The sequence below is a fragment of the Martinezella hainanensis genome (genome assembly GCF_900094555.1).
GTDB classification, from domain to species: domain Bacteria; phylum Pseudomonadota; class Alphaproteobacteria; order Rhizobiales; family Rhizobiaceae; genus Rhizobium; species Rhizobium hainanense.
Genome location: NZ_FMAC01000001.1, coordinates 1,141,585 through 1,158,405, shown reverse-complemented (window position 1 = coordinate 1,158,405; position 16,821 = coordinate 1,141,585). Strand labels below are relative to the sequence as shown.

The following is a 16,821-nucleotide window of genomic DNA, read 5'->3' as shown; positions in this document are numbered from 1 at the left end:
TGTCCGAATGGGCTCTGTTCGGGCAAGTAAATTTTAAAGGGTTTCCACTAGGGTGTCCGCCGCATCAGGGGAAGTCTGAATGAAGCCTCCAAGCCCGGACACCGTGCCGACGGATATTTATCTGTCGTTCGTCAGTTCGCTTTTCGGAAACCGCAAAACGCTCATCACGGGCGTGGTCGTTCACATCCTGACATATGCCCTCGTTTTCCTGGGCACGCATGCCGGCATCTATCTGGCCTTTTGCGTGGCGTTTGCGGTTGTCTTTGGCTTGCGCTTCCGTTTGTTCCAGCTATTTGATGCCGCGGACAAGAATGGCTTCACGCGCGCTGATATTGCCGGCTGGGAAACGCGCTATGTGATCGGCGCGGCGGCGACGGCGGCCATCCTCGGCATCGGCAGCGGCTATGCCATCCTCATCCTGCAGAATCCGTTGGCTGAATTCATCTGCATCGCCGTCACGATGGGGTCGATGGTGTCGATCGTCGGCCGCAACTATGGTTCATCTCGGGCGGTCGATCTTCAGATTCTGGCCTGCTGCGTGCCGATCGTCATTGCCTGCCTGCTGTTGCAGCAGCCTTACAAGGCAATCGCTTCCCTGATGCTCATTCCTTTCGGACTGACGACGCGCGCAATGGCGAATGGCATGCGCGAATTTCTCTACAGGAACATCATCGCTTCGCGCGAGATATCGCTGATTGCCGACAGATTCGATACTGCGCTGAACAATATGACGCACGGGCTGTTCATGCTGGACGCCGAGAACCGAATTCTGGTCGTCAATCGCAAGGCATGCGAGCTCCTCAATTTCGCCCATCCGGAGCGGCTCAAGGACTGCGAATTCGATGTTGTGCTACGCTATGGCGCCCGTCATTCCTTCATCGACGGATCGCTGCCCGGGCTCATCCAGCGGCAACTGGCGCAGCTCGTCAGTGGCACGCTGTCGCGAACGCTCATTCAATTCAACGAGGATCAGTTCCTTGAGTTTTCGGCCAGTCGCCGTGCCGATGGGATCGTCATCCTGATTTTTGAAGATGTGACGGTGCGTATTCGGGCAGAGCGCAAGATCCTGCATATGGTGCGCTATGATCCTTTGACGGGGCTGCCGAATCGCGAATATTTCATGGATCTGGTCAAGGAAAGGCTGGCTGCGCGCAAGCGGGAAAGCCGCATCGGCATTCTGGTTCTCGATATCGATGACTTCAAACACGTCAACGATACCAAGGGGCATGTTGCCGGGGACCGCCTGCTGGTCGCCATAGCCGAGCGCCTGAAGCAGCTTGCCGGCACCGCAGCGATTACCGCTCGTCTTGTCGGCGATCAATTCGTGCTGTTCTTTCCGAATGAAGACGATGTCCCGGATATCGATGCCCGCATCCGCACCCTGCATGCGGCGATGGCCGGCACGTACAGCGTGGAAGACAACAGTTTGCGGATCTCCGTCAGCGGTGGATACATGACCATGTCCAACCGGGAGTTTCGCCCGGAGGAGTGGCAGATCAAGGTCGATCTCGCGCTCTTCGATGCCAAGTCGCGGCTGAAGGGCGGCTGCAGCGCCTTCGAGCAGGAGATGGACGCACGCTATGTCGAGCGGCAGAAGCTGAAGGATGATTTGCGCGAGGCGGTGGAAACCGGCAGGCTTCAGGCCGTCTACCAGCCGATGTTCACGCCGGATGGCTCCCGCATCGAGTGCTGCGAGGCGCTTGCACGCTGGATTCATCCGGAAAAGGGTTCGATCCCGCCCGATCTCTTCGTGCAGGTTGCCGAGGAAATGGGTATCGTTGCCGGCATCACCCGCTTCATGGTCAACCAGGCCTGCAAGGATTGCGCTTCATGGCCTGCGCCGCTCGCGGTTTCCGTCAATCTCTCGGCACAGGATCTGCGCAATGGAGAGATTGTCAAAATCGTCATGGCGGCGCTTGATGCGTCGGGATTGGCGCCGTCCCGCCTGCACCTCGAGGTTACCGAAAGCTGCCTGATGGATGAGGTGGCGACCGTTCGCTCCATCCTCGCCGATCTGCGTGCCAGAGGCATCACGATTGCGATCGACGATTTCGGAACGGGATTTTCGAGCCTCAGCTATCTTGATACCCTGCCGGTGGATGTCGTGAAGATCGACCGGTCTTTTGTTCGTGACATCACGACGGACAGCCGCCGTTTCAAGCTGCTATGCGGCATCGTCGATCTTTCCCGCGCGCTCAGTCTTCATATCGTGATCGAAGGAGTCGAGACGTTGGAGCAGTTGGCGCTGGTCGTCGAGCGGAATCTGGCGGATATCATCCAAGGTTATGTATTTTCGCCTCCGGTGCCGCAGGAGCAGGTTGTCGAGAGGGTGGCTAGTCTTAATCGGCGGCAGTTGGGTGTCGGCAGAAACCTGCCGTCCGATGCCACGACCTAGCCGGCGGCGAAGTGTCGATTGGGCATACTCGAAATCCACCAGCGATTCCGTTAGCCTATGTCCGCCTGCGACCTTCTCGTGCATTGCATTTTTCCTCGCTTTGTGTAACGCCTCGGTGGAGGAAATCGGTTGCGGTAATCTCCTTACGGGTTACCACAGCTTTTGAGGACGAACTCCAGCCGCCGGTTCATATCGTCTGTCGGGGGAGAGGATTGAGGGGAGAATTCTAAATGGCCGAACATCATACCGGACCGGCTGAAACCGGCGCTGCCATGGACTACAAGGAGCATGAGAAGACCTATAATCTTTTCATCTCGGGCGCCAAGGTCGGATCTGCGATCGTTGCCGCGTTGCTGATCGCCATGGCGGCCGGTTTCTTCGGCCATGCCGGCTTCCTCGGCGGCGTCCTGATCTTCATCGTTCTGACCATCGCCAGCGTCGTCCTCTTGCGCTGATATTACAGCGCTGACCGATGTCGGGCCGATCGCCCGCGCTTTCCCATGATTCTGCAGGCTACAGCGCCGCCGCATTCAGGAGCGGCGCCGTCTGATGCGAGGTGTCGTCGTTGAGCAATCTGGTTTTCGTGGCCAAGGAAAGCGTGGCGGAGGAGACGCGTGTTGCGGCTTCCGTTGAAACGGTAAAGAAGATGCGGAGCCTCGGTTTCGATGTCGTGATCGAAGCCGGCGCGGGTGGGTTGTCGCGCATCCCGGATGCCGAATATGAAGCCGCCGGTGCGCGGATCGGCTCCATCAAGGATGCGAAAGCCGCCGATGTCGTGCTCAAGGTCAGGCGGCCGACGAGCAAGGAGATTTCCGGTTACAAGAACGGCGCCATCGTCATCGCCATCATGGACCCTTATGGCAATGAGGCGGCGCTTGCCGAGATGGCGCGTCGCGGGCTGACGAGTTTCGCCATGGAACTGATGCCGCGCATCACCCGTGCGCAGTCGATGGACGTCCTTTCATCGCAGGCAAACCTTGCCGGCTATCAGGCCGTCATCGAGGCCGCGGCCGTTTATGACCGGGCACTGCCGATGATGATGACCGCGGCGGGTACCGTGCCGGCGGCGAAGGTGTTCGTCATGGGGGCAGGGGTTGCCGGCCTGCAGGCGATCGCCACGGCGCGGCGTCTCGGCGCGCAGGTCTCGGCGACCGATGTCCGCCCGGCAGCCAAGGAACAGGTCGCCTCGCTCGGCGCGAAATTCATCGCGGTCGAGGACGAAGAGTTCAAGGCGGCTGAAACCGCTGGCGGCTATGCCAAGGAAATGTCGAAAGAGTATCAGGCCAAGCAGGCCGCGCTCGTCGCCGATCACATCGCCAAGCAGGATATCGTCATCACCACGGCGCTCATTCCGGGGCGGCCGGCGCCGCGCCTTGTCGGGCGTGACATGCTGAAGGCGATGCGTCCTGGCGCCGTTGCGGTCGATCTGGCCGTGGAACGCGGCGGCAATATCGAGGGCGCCGAATATGGCAAGGTCGCCGAGGTCGAAGGCGTCAGGGTGGTCGGCTATCCCAACATGTCCGGGCGGATCGCAGCCAGCGCATCGGCTCTCTATGCCAAGAACCTCGTCACTTTTCTGGAAACGATGGTGGACAAGGATACGAAGAGCCTCGGCCTCAATCGCGCCGACGAGCTGATCAAGGCGACGATGCTGACCGATGACGGCGAAGTCGTGCACCCGAATTTCGTCGACCCGGACCAGGCGACCGTCAACAAGGGAGATCTCTGAGATGGCCAGCCAAGCAATGGACCAGGCACTCCAGCAACTGAACGATGCCGTTGCCGCCGTCACGACCGCCGCCGCGCAGGCGCCCGAGGTCGTCAGCGCCGCGACGGGCGGTGCGATCGACCCCTTCGTGTTCCAGTTGGCCATCTTCGTGCTGGCGATTTTCGTCGGCTATTACGTCGTCTGGTCGGTGACGCCGGCCCTGCACACGCCGCTGATGGCGGTCACGAACGCCATCTCCTCAGTCATCGTCGTCGGTGCATTGCTGGCCGTGGGCATTTCAGCAAGCGGTCTCGCCACGGGCTTCGGCTTCGTGGCGCTGGTGCTCGTCTCGGTCAATATCGTCGGCGGCTTCCTTGTCACCCAGCGCATGCTGGCGATGTACAAGAAAAAGGACAAGTGAGGGCGGCATGCTGAGCAATATCGCGGCTTTCCTCTATCTCGTCTCCGGCGTGCTGTTCATCCTGGCACTGCGCGGGCTCTCCCATCCAGCCACCAGCCGGCGCGGCAATCTCTATGGTATGATCGGCATGGGTATTGCCATCGCCACCACGCTGGTACTGGCAACTCCATCCTTCGGCGGCTTCGTGCTGATCATCCTCGGTCTTGCAATTGGCGGCGGCGCGGGCGCCTACATCGCCCGCGTCATTCCGATGACGTCGATGCCGCAGCTTGTCGCAGGCTTCCACTCGCTGGTGGGTCTGGCGGCGGTCCTCGTCGCCGCCTCGGCGCTCTATACGCCATCCTCCTTTGGCATCGGCGAAATTGGCCATATCCATACGGAAGCCCGCATCGAAATGGCGATCGGCGTCGCGATCGGCGCATTGACCTTCACCGGGTCGATCATCGCTTTCCTGAAGCTCGACGGACGTATGTCCGGCAAGCCGATCCTGCTGCCGAACCGACACGTCATCAACGCCGTCCTGCTCGCGTTGATCGTGTTCTTCATCGTCGGTCTTGCCGCAAGCGAAAGCCACTTCGATTTCTGGGCCGTCGTCGTGCTTTCGCTCGCGCTCGGCGTGCTTTTGATCGTGCCGATCGGCGGCGCCGACATGCCTGTCGTCGTGTCGATGCTGAATTCCTATTCCGGCTGGGCCGCCGCCGGTATCGGCTTCACGCTCGGCAATCTCGCGCTCATCATCACCGGCGCGCTTGTCGGATCCTCGGGTGCGATCCTGTCCTACATCATGTGCAAGGGCATGAACCGCTCCTTCGTCTCAGTCATTCTCGGCGGTTTCGGCGGTGAGACGGCTTCGGGCGGAGCGGACAATTCCGACAAGACCGTAAAGCTCGGCTCGGCCGAAGACGCCGCCTATCTGATGGCGAACGCCTCGAAGGTCATCATCGTGCCGGGCTACGGCATGGCGGTGGCACAGGCCCAGCATGCCCTGCGCGAAATGGCGGATAGGCTGAAGGCGCATGGCGTGGAAGTGAAATACGCGATCCACCCCGTTGCCGGCCGTATGCCAGGCCATATGAACGTGCTGCTCGCCGAAGCCAATGTGCCCTATGACGAGGTCTTCGAACTCGAGGATATCAATTCGGAATTCGCCCAGGCCGATGTCGCCTATGTCATCGGTGCCAACGACGTCACCAATCCGGCGGCGCGCGACGACAAGACCTCGCCGATCTATGGCATGCCGATCCTCGATGTCGACAAGGCGAAGACCTGCCTTTTCGTCAAGCGTTCGCTCGGCTCCGGTTATGCCGGCATCGACAACACGCTGTTCTACAAGGACGGCACGATGATGCTTCTGGGCGACGCCAAGAAAGTGACCGAGGAAATCGTCAAGGCGATGAACGAGTAAGCCGCTTCTGTGCTCGCAAGGGCGGCGGTTCTGCGCTCAGCTCCTTTGACGCTCCATCATGTTGCGTGGTGCTGTCAGTATCCAGACGAGGCCAGCCGGACGGAAACTGACCTCGACGTGGCCGCTGAAGGATGCCGCGGCATGGGTTTTCGTGACGGTGGTGCCGAAGCCGGTATCGCTCGGCGGTTTGACCGGCGGACCGCCACTTTCGGTCCAGACGAAGCGGATCATGGTGCCGGTTTCACCAACTTCGTTCGTCCATTCGATGGTGATCTTGCCCTCCGGCGCGGAAAGCGCGCCATATTTCACCGAATTGGTGGCAAGCTCATGCAGGACCAGCCCGAGATTCTGCACTGCCTCCGGCTTCAGCAGAAAGTCATTGCCGAGAACGTCGAGTTGCTGAGGTCCTTGTAGGAAAGTCGCGAGATGGATGTCGATCACGCGGCGCAGCGACACGCCGGACCATTGTTCGCTGGTCAACACCTCGATCGATCGCGCCAGGCCCTCCAGCCGGTCGGCGACGGCGCGCTGGAACGTATCGACGCTGTCCGTCTGTCGTGCGAGCTGACGCGTCATTGCCTGGGCGAGTGCCAGCAGATTCTTGGTGCGGTGGACGAGTTCGTGCATGACGAAATGCAGCCGGTCCTCCGTGACACTGCGGTCGAAGGATGCGTTGGAAAGCGCAACGGCCACCTGGTTTGCCTCGATAACGCTGGTGTCGATCGGCGCCACGATCTCGCCGCGGCCCATGCGGTCCGCCATGTCGGCAATGTCCTGTATGGTGGTGCGCACCTGACGTGCCAGGGCATAGACGGCAATCAGCGCAATCAGCAACAGCGTCACACCGCCATAGATCAGAAAGCGCCAGGTGCTCATCAGCGAGGCCTGTGCAGAGGCGATCGGACCCCAGACGACGGCCTTCCAGGACCAGCCTGAGATTTGCGCATAACCGAGCACCGCGTTCGGCAGGACCTTGTCATCCTGATAGACGCCGCTGGAGGCAATCAGCTTCGGCAGAATGTTCTTATTGAATGGGTCGCCCGGGGCGAGGGTGGTCGGGCCACCGGCGGCAACGACATGGCCGGATTTGTCCAGAACGGCGGCGGACCAGCCAGGCGGCAGGGCTTCCGTCGTCACGAGCTTGGCGAGCTCGTCGGCATCCTGTGTGACCGCCAAAGCGGCGCCGGCCGGCGAATGTTCGAGGGGCAGGGTGACGTTATAGACCCAGCGGCGGGCGGTCGAGCCGATGAAGACATCGGATGCTTCGATACGGCCGGAGTCCAGCGCCGATTGCAGCGCGGCGATGTTGCCGGTCTTGCCGAGTGGCTTGCCAAGCGGCCAGCGGGTATTCAGCCGGAGCTGGCCATCCTTTTCCATAAGCAGCACGAAAAGCGAATCGGTGCGCAGGACCGTTTCCGTGCGGGCGAAGAAGGTGGCGATGTCGTTTCGCTCAAGCTCCGGCGAGGAAGACAGGAGCCGCAACGTCGTCGCCATGTCCTGCAATTGGCGATCGATGACGCGCGAGAGCGCCTGTGCATCCTGAACCGTATCGCCCTTCAGAGCATCGCGTTCATTATCCTCGAGTTGGACCAGAAGCAGCGCGACGAAGGCGAGAATAGGCAAGGCAATCGCCAAGGCTATGGCGATCAGATAGGCACCAATCGACGCTTTCGGAAAATGCGGCTTCCTCATGGGGCGATCAACCGATCGTGCCTCCATGAGGGTTCGACGCGCTGGCAAACGCGAAGAGAATGGTATTGGTCATCATGCCAAGCGCCCCCGTGCCCAGATCCGAGCTACATGCTCCTGAAGCGCCATGTTAGGGCTCGGTAATTTTCGTTGCAACATCTGAAAAGTCATTATTGCGAAATCGTAAGCGATCTCGGGTATTTACGACTGTGGCAATGCATCCCTGAAGTTGCGCTGACAAGCCTTGTGTTCAAGCTAGGCAAAGCGTGAGAGACGGAAGGGGGCAAGCTCGTGAGCTTCTCTACCATCGACGATCTCCTGTGCAGCGAGCAGGCCGACGAGCGGCGCCAGCGTGACGCCGGAGTGGAGAACTGCGAGGTAGAGGCTAGGCGCCGCACCGACACGACCCAGAATCGGAAGGCCGTCTCTCGGCGTCGGGCGATAGCCGATGGTATGGAAATCAAGCTCTAGCGCTTCGCCACCTTTCAAAGTCGCTTTGACTCTGGCGAAAAGATCGTCGGCCGCCGCTTGTGGATCGCTGCCGGGATCGGTGCCGCCGAAGTCGCCGCCGGCGATGATTCGCCCCTCCGCCGTTTGGCGCAAATGCAGCTCCGGCGCCATCACCAGACCGTTCAACATTTTTTGCACCGGGCGGGAATGGACGATGAGTCCCGGAGGTGTTTCCAGTGGCACGAGAATATCCGCCGAGGTCGCAAGTGCCGGCGTGCCCGCGCCGGCGGCCAGAACGATATGATCGGCGCGCATCGGCCCTTCGCTCGTTTCGATGCCAATAATCCGCTCGCCCTCTCTGAGCAGGCCTTTGACCTCGACGCCGGATGACAGGATTGCTCCCTGACGGCGGGCGTCTTCCAGCAGCAGCTCGGCCGCCGCAACAGGTTCGACAGCGCCTTCCTCGGCGACATGCAGGGCATAATCCGGCGGATTGACGAGGCCTGGTTCGATCATCGCGCTCGTCGCCCGGTTGACCGGCTGTATGCCATAGCCCCAGCCATGGTGCTGAGCGGCATAGGCATCGAGCTTTGCCTCGGGCAGGTCCCAGCACAGGCTGCCGCACCAGGACAAGGGAATGCGAGGCAGATCGCCTTGAAGCCTCGACCATTCAGCCATCGAGCGATGACGGATCTGGAAATAGAATTCCGGATTGCCCCAGCTCGCATTGATCCAGGCGAAGGAGTTCGGGGTCGCAACGCCGCCGATCTGCTGAGCGACCACCGTCACGGATGCGCCCTTGCGACCGAGATGCCAGGCGATGGAGGCACCGATGATTCCGGCGCCGACGACGATGACTTTTTGCGGGGAGGGCATGTCTTGGTCTCGCTTGAACGGGTGAGCCGAGACTACAGCATGTCGCGCGAAAGTGTGCAGTGGTTTTGCGATAACGACATGCACAAAATCAAAGAGCTAAAGCTCAAGAAGCGAATTTGCAGGATCGCGATGCGCTTTAGGTTTTGCCTAGGCAAAGAAAAGCCGCCAGGCAGGGACTGCCGGCGGCTGAATGTCTTGTTTCGCTACGCGCCTATATCAGGAGCCGGCACCGACACGCGCCAGGCCATCCCTGGCGGGCTGGTAGTTGGGATCGAGATTGACGGCGTGCTGATAGGAACGGCGCGCTTTCACCTTGTCGCCCTTGCGCTCGTAGACGAACGCCTGGTTCGCCCAGGATTCGGCGACCTTGTTATTCAGATCGATGGCATGGTTGAAATCGGCAAAGGCGTTGTCGTCGTCGTTCTGCGCGAGATAGGAAATGCCGCGGCTGTTGTAAGGCTCCGGCGAATTCGGCGAGAGCGAGATCGCCTTGGAGAAATCGTCGATTGCCTTGTCCTGCTGATTGCGCTTCTGGAAGATCACGCCGCGGCCGTTATAGGCGCGCCCATCCGTCGTGCCCAGGCTGATGGCCTTGGAATAGTCGTTGAAGGCGTCGTTATCGCGCCCGGACTGGCGATAGAGGTTGCCGCGGCCGATATAGGCGACATCGTAGTTGCCATTGATCTGCAGCGAGGCGTTGTAGTCTGCCACTGCTTCCGGCAGCTTGCCCATGTTGCGGTAGATGAGCGCGCGGTTGGCATAGGCCTGATAGAACTTCGGATTGAGCTGGATCGCCTGATTGAAGTCGGCAAGCGCGCGGTTGAAATCGCCGCCGCGGCCATAGGCCGTGCCGCGCACATTGTAGCCTTCCGGATCCTGCGGATTGGCATTGATGACCGATGTCAGCGAGGCGATGTTCTCTGAGGAGCCTTGCGCCTTGTCGATCTGGATCACGTTGTCGGTGGAGGCGGTCTGGCAGCCGGAAAGGCTGATTGCGGCAAGTATCGCCAAGGCAGGCAGGGCCGCGGCGCGCTTCGAAACGAGTAAGGAGAGGTTCGAAGTGCGGAACTTTACGGAAGTCGTCATTGCCATTATCGGGTTCGCTTTCCCCATGCGTCATATCAGGCTGTTCTGATTTAATCCGATTTGCGTAGAGAATAAATCAAAAAGGCGGCGGCGAACGACTCGCCCCCGCCACACATGCATCTGAAAACGTCGAAAAAACGGCGATTACTTGGCAACAAGGCCTTCGCGCTGAGCGCGCTTGCGAGCAAGCTTGCGAACGCGACGAACAGCTTCAGCCTTCTCGCGAGCACGCTTCTGCGACGGCTTTTCGTAGTAGTCGCGCATCTTCATTTCGCGGAAAATACCTTCGCGCTGCATCTTCTTCTTGAGAGCGCGGAGAGCCTGGTCGACATTGTTATCGCGGACAAGTACCTGCACGAGAATCACGTTCCTTTGGTTTGGTTGATGCCAGCGGCGACGGCAGCGCCAGGAGGCAAAAATATAACGTTCGCGAAGCCGCAGCCTTGCGATTGGTTAGGCGAGATAGCAGATCGGTTTGTCAAAGTCTAGCCAGATCGTGAGTTTGCGGGGGAAAAAGCTAGTTGTCGAGTACCGAATTCAGCCAATGATGTCTGTGGCCTTCACGGAAGCTGTTGAATAGGCGATTGGCGGACGCTGATGTTTGCGACATTGACATGCTTGTGTGAGTATTTCGGATCACTGTCATTTCGGGTGTCACGAGGATTGCGCGATTCGAGCAGTTATCCGAAGCCAGGGGGAATCGCCTTATGAAATCGCGTCGCTTTGTTGCCGTTGGGATATTGTTTGCAGGGTTTGCGCTTGGTCTTGTGGTTCTCACTGCGACGCTTGCGCCTGCCGCGGCCGGCGAAGTGCGACTCGGCAAGAATGTGCGCATCGGTGGTCATGATTTTTCCAATCAGACCTACGACAGCAAACATCGTGCGAGAATCTATCTTTACAATGGAAAGCCGCGGAAAGAGGGATGCGTCTGGCGTAAGGATGGCCATGGTGGGCATGTGAAGGTCTGCCATCTGCAGCGCAGATAGATCTGCTAGCATTCGTGAGCAGGCGGCTCGGCCGCTCGGCAATTTTAACCGTGTCGAAAGACGGTCCTGAATGCGTCGCAAAAGAGCCGTTGTGTCGGTTTTTGATTTGCGATTTGTATGACCCACAAGAAGGGCGTCTTGCCTGAAGGAGTTGAGGGCGAATGCGTAAATACTCGGTTTTTGCCGTGGCACGGGAAGCGATGCGGGCTCACAAGGGCTGGGAGGCTCAGTGGACCTCGCCGGAGCCGCGCAAGGAGTATGACGTCATCATTGTTGGCGCCGGCGGTCACGGCCTGGGTGCGGCTTACTATCTCGCCAAGGAGCACGGCATCACCAACGTCGCCGTCATCGAAAAGGGCTGGCTCGGCGGCGGCAATACCGGCCGCAACACCACCATCATCCGCTCGAACTATCTCTATGAAGAGAGCATGCACATCTACGAGCATTCGATGAAGCTCTGGGAGGGGCTGTCTCAGGATCTCAATTATAATGTCATGTATTCGCCGCGCGGCGTGATGATGCTGTCGCACAATGTGCACGACCAGCAGTCCTTCAAGCGGCATATCCACGCCAACCGTCTCTATGGCATTGACAACGAATGGCTGACGCCGGAGCAGGCCAAGGCCTATTGTCCACCGCTCGATATTTCGAAGACGGCGCGCTATCCGATCAACGGCGCTGCCCTGCAGCGTCGCGGCGGTACGGCGCGCCACGATGCGGTCGCCTGGGGCTTTGCCCGCGCGGCTTCCGACCGCGGCGTGCACATCATCCAGAATTGCGAAGTGACCGGCATTCGCCGCGGCCCTGATGGCCGCGTCACCGGCGTCGAAACGAGCAAGGGTTTCATCGGCGCCAAGAAGGTCGGCGTTTCCGCAGCAGGTCACACCACCGTCGTCATGCAGATGGCCGGCGTGCGCGTACCGCTGCAATCGAGCCCGCTGCAGGCGCTGGTCTCGGAACCGCTGAAGCCGATCTTCCCTTGCGTCGTCATGTCGAACACGGTGCATGCCTATATCTCGCAGTCCGACAAGGGCGAACTCGTCATCGGCGCCGGCACCGACCAGTACAACTCCTATAGCCAGACCGGCGGATTGCAGATCATCACCCACACGCTGGATGCGATCTGCGAGCTCTTCCCGATGTTCCGCCGCGTGAAGATGATGCGCTCCTGGGGCGGCATCGTCGACAACACGCCGGATCGTTCGGCGATCCAGTCGAAGACGCCGGTTCCGGGGCTCTATGTCAATTGCGGCTGGGGCACGGGCGGCTTCAAGGCGACACCGGGTTCGGCCAATCTCTTTGCGCATCTGATTGCCCGCGACGAGCCGCATAAGTTCAACGCCGGACTTAATCTTGATCGCTTCCGCACCGGCCGTCTGATCGATGAGGCGGCAGCCGCCGCCGTGGCGCACTGATGCCGGCGGCGGTCGGGATCTTTCTTGCCGCGGGGCTTTCACTGCCGGCAGGAGCGATCGTGACCGCAGTCAACGATCTCGTTCCGGGGGTCAAGGATTTTCGTATGCAGGTGATCCACAAGGCGAAGGATGAGGTCGATTGGCCCTTCGTGGCAGAAAGCGGCGTGCTTGCCTGCGCCAAGGTGCTGAACAAGCCGGCGGTTTATTTCGTGCCCGACCAGAAACCTGAGGCAACCAGGGCCTTCGTGCTCGATACGGATCTCTTCGGCATGAGCCTGGTCAATATAGGGATGACCAACGTGCTGAAACCCTATGGATCGCTGGAGGCGCTGCTGAAGCGCATAACCCCTTTCGTCACCATGGGACGGCGGCTTTGCGCACAGCCTCCCGGCACAAGCCTTACAGGCTCCGAGCTTTAACACAGGTAGAAAACGATGCTTTTGATTTACTGCCCCTATTGCGAGGAAGAGCGCTCGGAACTCGAATTCCGCAACGCCGGCGATGCGCATATCGTGCGGCCGGCCAATATTGCCGGGATCTCGGATGAGGAGTTCGAGGAATATTTCTTCCTGCGTGACAATCCGAAGGGTCTGATCTTCGAGCGCTGGCGGCACATCCATGGCTGCGGCCGCTTCTTCAATGCGGCGCGCGACACGGTGAGCGATCATTTCTACCGCACCTACAAGGCCGGCGAGCCGAAGCCCGATCCGGCGACGCTGCGGCCGGGTGCCTCCGAGCCGGCGGCGCAGCAACAGAACGAACAAAAACAGACGGCACAAACAGAGGGATTTGCTGAATGAGCGGCGCCAATCGTATCGCGGGCAAGGGACGTCTGACGCCGGCCAGAACCGCTCGCTTCACTTTTGACGGCAAGAGCTATACCGCGCTGGAGGGCGATAGCGTCGCTTCGGCATTGCTTGCCAACGGCGTTCATCTCGTCGGCCGTTCCTTCAAGTATCATCGTCCGCGCGGCATCCTGTCCGCGGGCGCCGAAGAGCCGAATGCACTGCTCGATATCTCCCGCGATGCCGCGCGGCGGCAGCCGAACGTGCGCGCCAGCGTTCAGGAAGTCTTCGATGGCATGAAGGCGCAGTCGCAGAACCGCTGGCCGTCGCTTGCCTTCGATATCGGCGGTGTCAACAATCTCATGTCGCCCTTCTTTGCGGCCGGCTTCTACTACAAGACCTTCATGTGGCCGAAGTCGGCCTGGAAGCACATCTATGAGCCCTTCATCCGTCGTGCCGCCGGCCTGGGTGTCGCGCCGACGGAAGAGGATCCGGATCACTACGCCAGCCGCTATGCCCATTGCGACGTCCTCGTCGTCGGCGCCGGTGTTGCCGGCCTTTCCGCAGCGCTGGCTGCGGCCGAGACGGGCGCCAAGGTCATCCTCTGCGACGAGCAGCCGGAGGTCGGCGGTGCGTTGCGCTTCGACACCGGCACCAGGATCGATGGCGTCGAGGGCTATGACTGGGCGCAGGCTATCGTTGCCAAGCTCAAGGCGATGCCGAATGTGGAGGTGCTGACCCGCACGACGGCCTTTGGCTATTACAACCACAATTTCTTCGGCCTTGCCGAGCGCGTGACCGACCATCTGGCGAAGCCGGGCCGCGATCTGCCGCGCGAACGCCTGTGGCAGGTCCGCGCCAAGCGCGCCATCCTGGCGACGGGCGCTATCGAACGCCACATGGTATTTCCAAACAACGACCGTCCGGGCATCATGCTCGCCTCGGCCGCACGCGCCTATCTCAACCATTACGGCGTCACAGTCGGCGCGAAGATCGGCGTCTACACGGCGCATGACTCCGCCTATGAAGCTGCTTTCGATCTGAAGCGTGCCGGGGTTTCGGTTGCTGCCATCGTTGATAGCCGTGCGCGTCCCGGCGAGGCAGTTCTGGCAGAGGCAAAACGGCTCGGCATCGAGGTGATGACCGATTACGCCGTCATAGACACGGCCGGCAAGCTTCGCGTTTCCTCCATGACCGTGGCGCGCAACGGCAGCTCCGCCAAGCGCAAGATCGCCATCGATGCGCTGCTGGTGTCTGCCGGCTGGACGCCATCCGTTCATCTCTTCTCGCAATCGCGCGGCAAGCTGAAATTCGATGCCGAGAAGCAGCGCTTCTTGCCAGGCACCTATGTTCAGGATTGCCTTTCGGTCGGTGCCTGCAACGGCACGGATGGCCTGCAGGCCGCGATCGAGGAATCACTTGCCGCCGGCGAGCTGATGGCTCGCGCCACCGGCGCCACCAATGGCGGCGAAAAGATCCAGCTTCACGCCGAGCAGGCCTTCGAATGGACCGGCGGCATGATTGGCGCTGCCGAAGGTGCTGGACCGGACACGAATGCCAAGGCTTTCGTCGATTTCCAGCATGATGTCTGCGCCAAGGATATCCGCCTTGCCGTGCGCGAGGGCATGCACTCCATCGAGCATATCAAGCGCTTCACCACCAACGGCATGGCGTCCGATCAGGGCAAGCTTTCCAACATGCACGGGCTGGCGATCGCCGCCGAAATGCTCGGCAAGGATATTCCGCAGGTTGGTCTCACCACCTTCCGCGCACCCTATACGCCCGTTACCTACGGCACGCTGATCAGCCATTCGCGCGGGTCCCTCTTCGATCCCGCCCGCAAGACGCCGATGCATGCCTGGGAAGAGACGCATGGCGCGATCTTCGAAGATGTCGGCAACTGGAAGCGTGCGTGGTTCTATCCGCGCGCCGGCGAGACCATGCATCAGGCCGTCAACCGCGAGTGCCGTACGGCGCGCGAAGTGGCAGGCGTGTTCGATGCCTCGACGCTCGGCAAGATCGAGGTGGTCGGTCCTGACGCGGCTGAGTTCCTGAACCTGATCTACACCAATGCCTGGGATACGCTGAAACCCGGCCGCTGCCGCTACGGCATCATGACCCGCGAGGATGGCTTCGTTTACGACGACGGCGTCGTCGGGCGCCTGGCCGACGACCGCTTCCATGTGACGACGACAACAGGCGGTGCGCCACGCGTGCTGCATCACATGGAAGATTATCTCCAGACCGAATTCCCGCATCTGAAGGTTTGGCTGACGTCGACCACCGAGCAATGGGCTGTCATCGCCGTGCAAGGGCCGAAGGCGCGTGAGATCATCGAGCCGCTTGTCGAGGGGCAGGACCTGTCCAACGAGGCCTTCCCGCATATGAGCGTGGCCGAGTGCAAGGTCTGCGGCGTGCCGGCGCGGCTGTTCCGCGTCTCCTTCACCGGTGAAGTCGGCTATGAAATCAACGTGCCGGCCGATTATGGCCAGTCCGTGTGGGAAGCCGTCTGGGCGCGGGCCGAGCCGCTGGGCGCTTGCGCCTACGGTACCGAGACCATGCACGTGCTGCGCGCCGAGAAGGGCTACATCATCGTCGGCCAGGATACCGACGGCACTGTCACGCCTGAGGATGCCGGCCTTGCTTGGGCCGTTTCCAAGAAGAAGACCGATTTCGTCGGCATCCGCGGCCTGAAGCGGCCGGATCTCGTCAAGGAAGGGCGCAAGCAGCTCGTCGGTCTCGTAACCCGCGATCCAAAGGTGGTGCTGGAAGAGGGCGCGCAGATCGTCGCCGATCCGAACGAGCAGAAGCCGATGACCATGCTCGGCCATGTCACCTCTTCCTACTGGTCCGAAAATCTCGGCCGCTCCATCGCCTTTGCGCTGGTTGCCGGCGGACGCGAGCGCATGGGCAAGACGCTTTATGTGCCGATGCCCGACAAGACAATTGCCGTCGAGGTGACGGATCTGGTGTTCTTTGATAAGGAAGGAGGCCGGATCAATGGCTGATCTCGCTACCCGCAGACTGCCGCTCACTGGCCGCCATGGCGGCTCCTCGACAGTCCGGTTGACGCCGGCAGCCCCTGCGAGCCGCATTTCGCTGCGCGCGCCTGCCGATTCTGTCGACGGTCTTTCGCAGGCGCTTGGGCTTCAGCTGCCGACCCGGCCGAAGACCTCGGCCAGCGGCAACGGCCGTCATGCACTTTGGCTCGGCCCGGACGAATGGCTGGTCATCGATGAAAACGGTACCGATCTGGTGGGCGCGGCTGGGTCGTCCGGCGTGTTGCATTCGGCCACCGATGTCTCGCATCGCAATACCGCCGTCATCGTCTCAGGCCCCGGCGCGGAAGCGACGCTTGCCGCCGGCTGCCCGCAGGATGTTTCGTTGGGGGCATTTCCTGTCGGTGCCTGCTCGCGCACGCTGCTCGGCAAGGCGGAAGTCGTGCTTCTGCGGCTCGACGAGGAGACATTCCGCCTCGAAGTGTGGCGTTCCTTTTCCGACTATGCCTTCGGCCTGCTTGCAGAAGGCGCAGAGGATGCGGGCCGTTAGGCTTTACAGGCTTTCACGCGCAAGGCTGATTCAATATCGGCTTATGGCGTAACATT

General features: G+C 60.8%; 15 protein-coding genes. 11 read left to right on the top strand and 4 right to left on the bottom strand.

What is annotated here, in order from left to right; all coding sequences use genetic code 11:
- Positions 1–79 precede the first annotated feature (79 nt).
- The 5 genes from GA0061100_RS05595 to GA0061100_RS05575 all read left to right on the top strand — a co-directional run bounded on the left by GA0061100_RS05595 (position 80) and on the right by GA0061100_RS05575 (position 5,929).
- Positions 80–2,395: a putative bifunctional diguanylate cyclase/phosphodiesterase gene (locus GA0061100_RS05595; protein ID WP_075851671.1), complete on the top strand. Its 2,316-nt coding sequence runs from the start codon at positions 80–82 to the stop codon at positions 2,393–2,395.
- A 230-nt stretch (positions 2,396–2,625) separates the two neighbouring features.
- Positions 2,626–2,850, top strand: coding sequence for an aa3-type cytochrome c oxidase subunit IV (locus tag GA0061100_RS05590; RefSeq protein WP_075851670.1), 225 nt, complete (start codon positions 2,626–2,628; stop codon positions 2,848–2,850).
- A gap of 110 nt (positions 2,851–2,960) precedes the next feature.
- A complete protein-coding gene (locus tag GA0061100_RS05585; protein ID WP_075851669.1) occupies positions 2,961–4,124 on the top strand; it encodes a Re/Si-specific NAD(P)(+) transhydrogenase subunit alpha in 1,164 nt (387 codons plus the stop codon).
- 1 nt (position 4,125) lies between these two features.
- The gene (locus GA0061100_RS05580) at positions 4,126–4,524 is read left to right on the top strand and encodes an NAD(P) transhydrogenase subunit alpha part 2 (protein WP_075851668.1); all 399 of its coding nucleotides are present in this window, start codon (positions 4,126–4,128) and stop codon (positions 4,522–4,524) included.
- Between the two features lie 10 nt (positions 4,525–4,534).
- Complete coding sequence (locus GA0061100_RS05575; RefSeq protein WP_075851916.1) at positions 4,535–5,929, top strand: NAD(P)(+) transhydrogenase (Re/Si-specific) subunit beta; 1,395 nt, start codon at positions 4,535–4,537, stop codon at positions 5,927–5,929.
- Positions 5,930–5,965: 36 nt separating this feature from the next.
- On the opposite strand, the gene GA0061100_RS05570 is transcribed toward GA0061100_RS05575, so the two are convergent.
- The 4 genes from GA0061100_RS05570 to rpsU all read right to left on the bottom strand — a co-directional run bounded on the left by GA0061100_RS05570 (position 5,966) and on the right by rpsU (position 10,387).
- Positions 5,966–7,621, bottom strand: a complete 1,656-nt coding sequence (locus GA0061100_RS05570) for a sensor histidine kinase (protein WP_075851667.1) — start codon at positions 7,619–7,621, stop codon at positions 5,966–5,968.
- A gap of 252 nt (positions 7,622–7,873) precedes the next feature.
- Positions 7,874–8,944, bottom strand: a complete 1,071-nt coding sequence (locus GA0061100_RS05565) for an NAD(P)/FAD-dependent oxidoreductase (RefSeq protein ID WP_075851666.1) — start codon at positions 8,942–8,944, stop codon at positions 7,874–7,876.
- A 216-nt stretch (positions 8,945–9,160) separates the two neighbouring features.
- Complete coding sequence (locus GA0061100_RS05560) at positions 9,161–10,036, bottom strand: tetratricopeptide repeat protein (RefSeq protein WP_075851665.1); 876 nt, start codon at positions 10,034–10,036, stop codon at positions 9,161–9,163.
- Between the two features lie 138 nt (positions 10,037–10,174).
- Complete coding sequence (rpsU, locus tag GA0061100_RS05555) at positions 10,175–10,387, bottom strand: 30S ribosomal protein S21 (RefSeq protein ID WP_004117638.1); 213 nt, start codon at positions 10,385–10,387, stop codon at positions 10,175–10,177.
- 350 nt (positions 10,388–10,737) lie between these two features.
- Here rpsU and GA0061100_RS05550 point away from each other — a divergent pair, with 350 nt between their 5' ends.
- The 6 genes from GA0061100_RS05550 (at position 10,738) to GA0061100_RS05525 (ending at position 16,765) form a co-directional block, all read left to right on the top strand.
- Positions 10,738–11,016, top strand: a complete 279-nt coding sequence (locus tag GA0061100_RS05550; protein ID WP_075851664.1) for a hypothetical protein — start codon at positions 10,738–10,740, stop codon at positions 11,014–11,016.
- A gap of 161 nt (positions 11,017–11,177) precedes the next feature.
- Complete coding sequence (locus GA0061100_RS05545; RefSeq protein ID WP_075851663.1) at positions 11,178–12,431, top strand: sarcosine oxidase subunit beta family protein; 1,254 nt, start codon at positions 11,178–11,180, stop codon at positions 12,429–12,431.
- Positions 12,431–12,850 (top strand): hypothetical protein, encoded by a 420-nt coding sequence (locus tag GA0061100_RS05540; RefSeq protein ID WP_083961273.1) that lies wholly within the window; start codon positions 12,431–12,433, stop codon positions 12,848–12,850. The genes GA0061100_RS05545 and GA0061100_RS05540 overlap by 1 nt, the downstream gene beginning before the upstream one ends.
- A gap of 15 nt (positions 12,851–12,865) precedes the next feature.
- Positions 12,866–13,231, top strand: a complete 366-nt coding sequence (locus tag GA0061100_RS05535) for a sarcosine oxidase subunit delta (protein ID WP_075851661.1) — start codon at positions 12,866–12,868, stop codon at positions 13,229–13,231.
- Positions 13,228–16,224, top strand: a complete 2,997-nt coding sequence (locus tag GA0061100_RS05530) for a sarcosine oxidase subunit alpha (protein WP_075851660.1) — start codon at positions 13,228–13,230, stop codon at positions 16,222–16,224. Before GA0061100_RS05535 ends, GA0061100_RS05530 begins: the two co-directional genes overlap by 4 nt.
- Positions 16,217–16,765, top strand: coding sequence for a sarcosine oxidase subunit gamma (locus tag GA0061100_RS05525; RefSeq protein WP_075851659.1), 549 nt, complete (start codon positions 16,217–16,219; stop codon positions 16,763–16,765). The genes GA0061100_RS05530 and GA0061100_RS05525 overlap by 8 nt, the downstream gene beginning before the upstream one ends.
- The last annotated feature ends 56 nt before the right edge of the window (positions 16,766–16,821 follow it).

Coding starts and splice junctions, on each gene's coding strand:
- GA0061100_RS05530 (WP_075851660.1), top strand. CDS start 13,228: ATGAGCGGCGCCAATCGTATCGCGGGCAAGGGACGTCTGACGCCGGCC.
- GA0061100_RS05550 (WP_075851664.1), top strand. CDS start 10,738: ATGAAATCGCGTCGCTTTGTTGCCGTTGGGATATTGTTTGCAGGGTTT.
- GA0061100_RS05590 (WP_075851670.1), top strand. CDS start 2,626: ATGGCCGAACATCATACCGGACCGGCTGAAACCGGCGCTGCCATGGAC.
- GA0061100_RS05535 (WP_075851661.1), top strand. CDS start 12,866: ATGCTTTTGATTTACTGCCCCTATTGCGAGGAAGAGCGCTCGGAACTC.
- GA0061100_RS05565 (WP_075851666.1), bottom strand. CDS start 8,944: ATGCCCTCCCCGCAAAAAGTCATCGTCGTCGGCGCCGGAATCATCGGT.
- GA0061100_RS05525 (WP_075851659.1), top strand. CDS start 16,217: ATGGCTGATCTCGCTACCCGCAGACTGCCGCTCACTGGCCGCCATGGC.
- GA0061100_RS05560 (WP_075851665.1), bottom strand. CDS start 10,036: ATGGCAATGACGACTTCCGTAAAGTTCCGCACTTCGAACCTCTCCTTA.
- GA0061100_RS05570 (WP_075851667.1), bottom strand. CDS start 7,621: ATGAGGAAGCCGCATTTTCCGAAAGCGTCGATTGGTGCCTATCTGATC.
- GA0061100_RS05580 (WP_075851668.1), top strand. CDS start 4,126: ATGGCCAGCCAAGCAATGGACCAGGCACTCCAGCAACTGAACGATGCC.
- GA0061100_RS05595 (WP_075851671.1), top strand. CDS start 80: ATGAAGCCTCCAAGCCCGGACACCGTGCCGACGGATATTTATCTGTCG.
- GA0061100_RS05545 (WP_075851663.1), top strand. CDS start 11,178: ATGCGTAAATACTCGGTTTTTGCCGTGGCACGGGAAGCGATGCGGGCT.
- GA0061100_RS05540 (WP_083961273.1), top strand. CDS start 12,431: ATGCCGGCGGCGGTCGGGATCTTTCTTGCCGCGGGGCTTTCACTGCCG.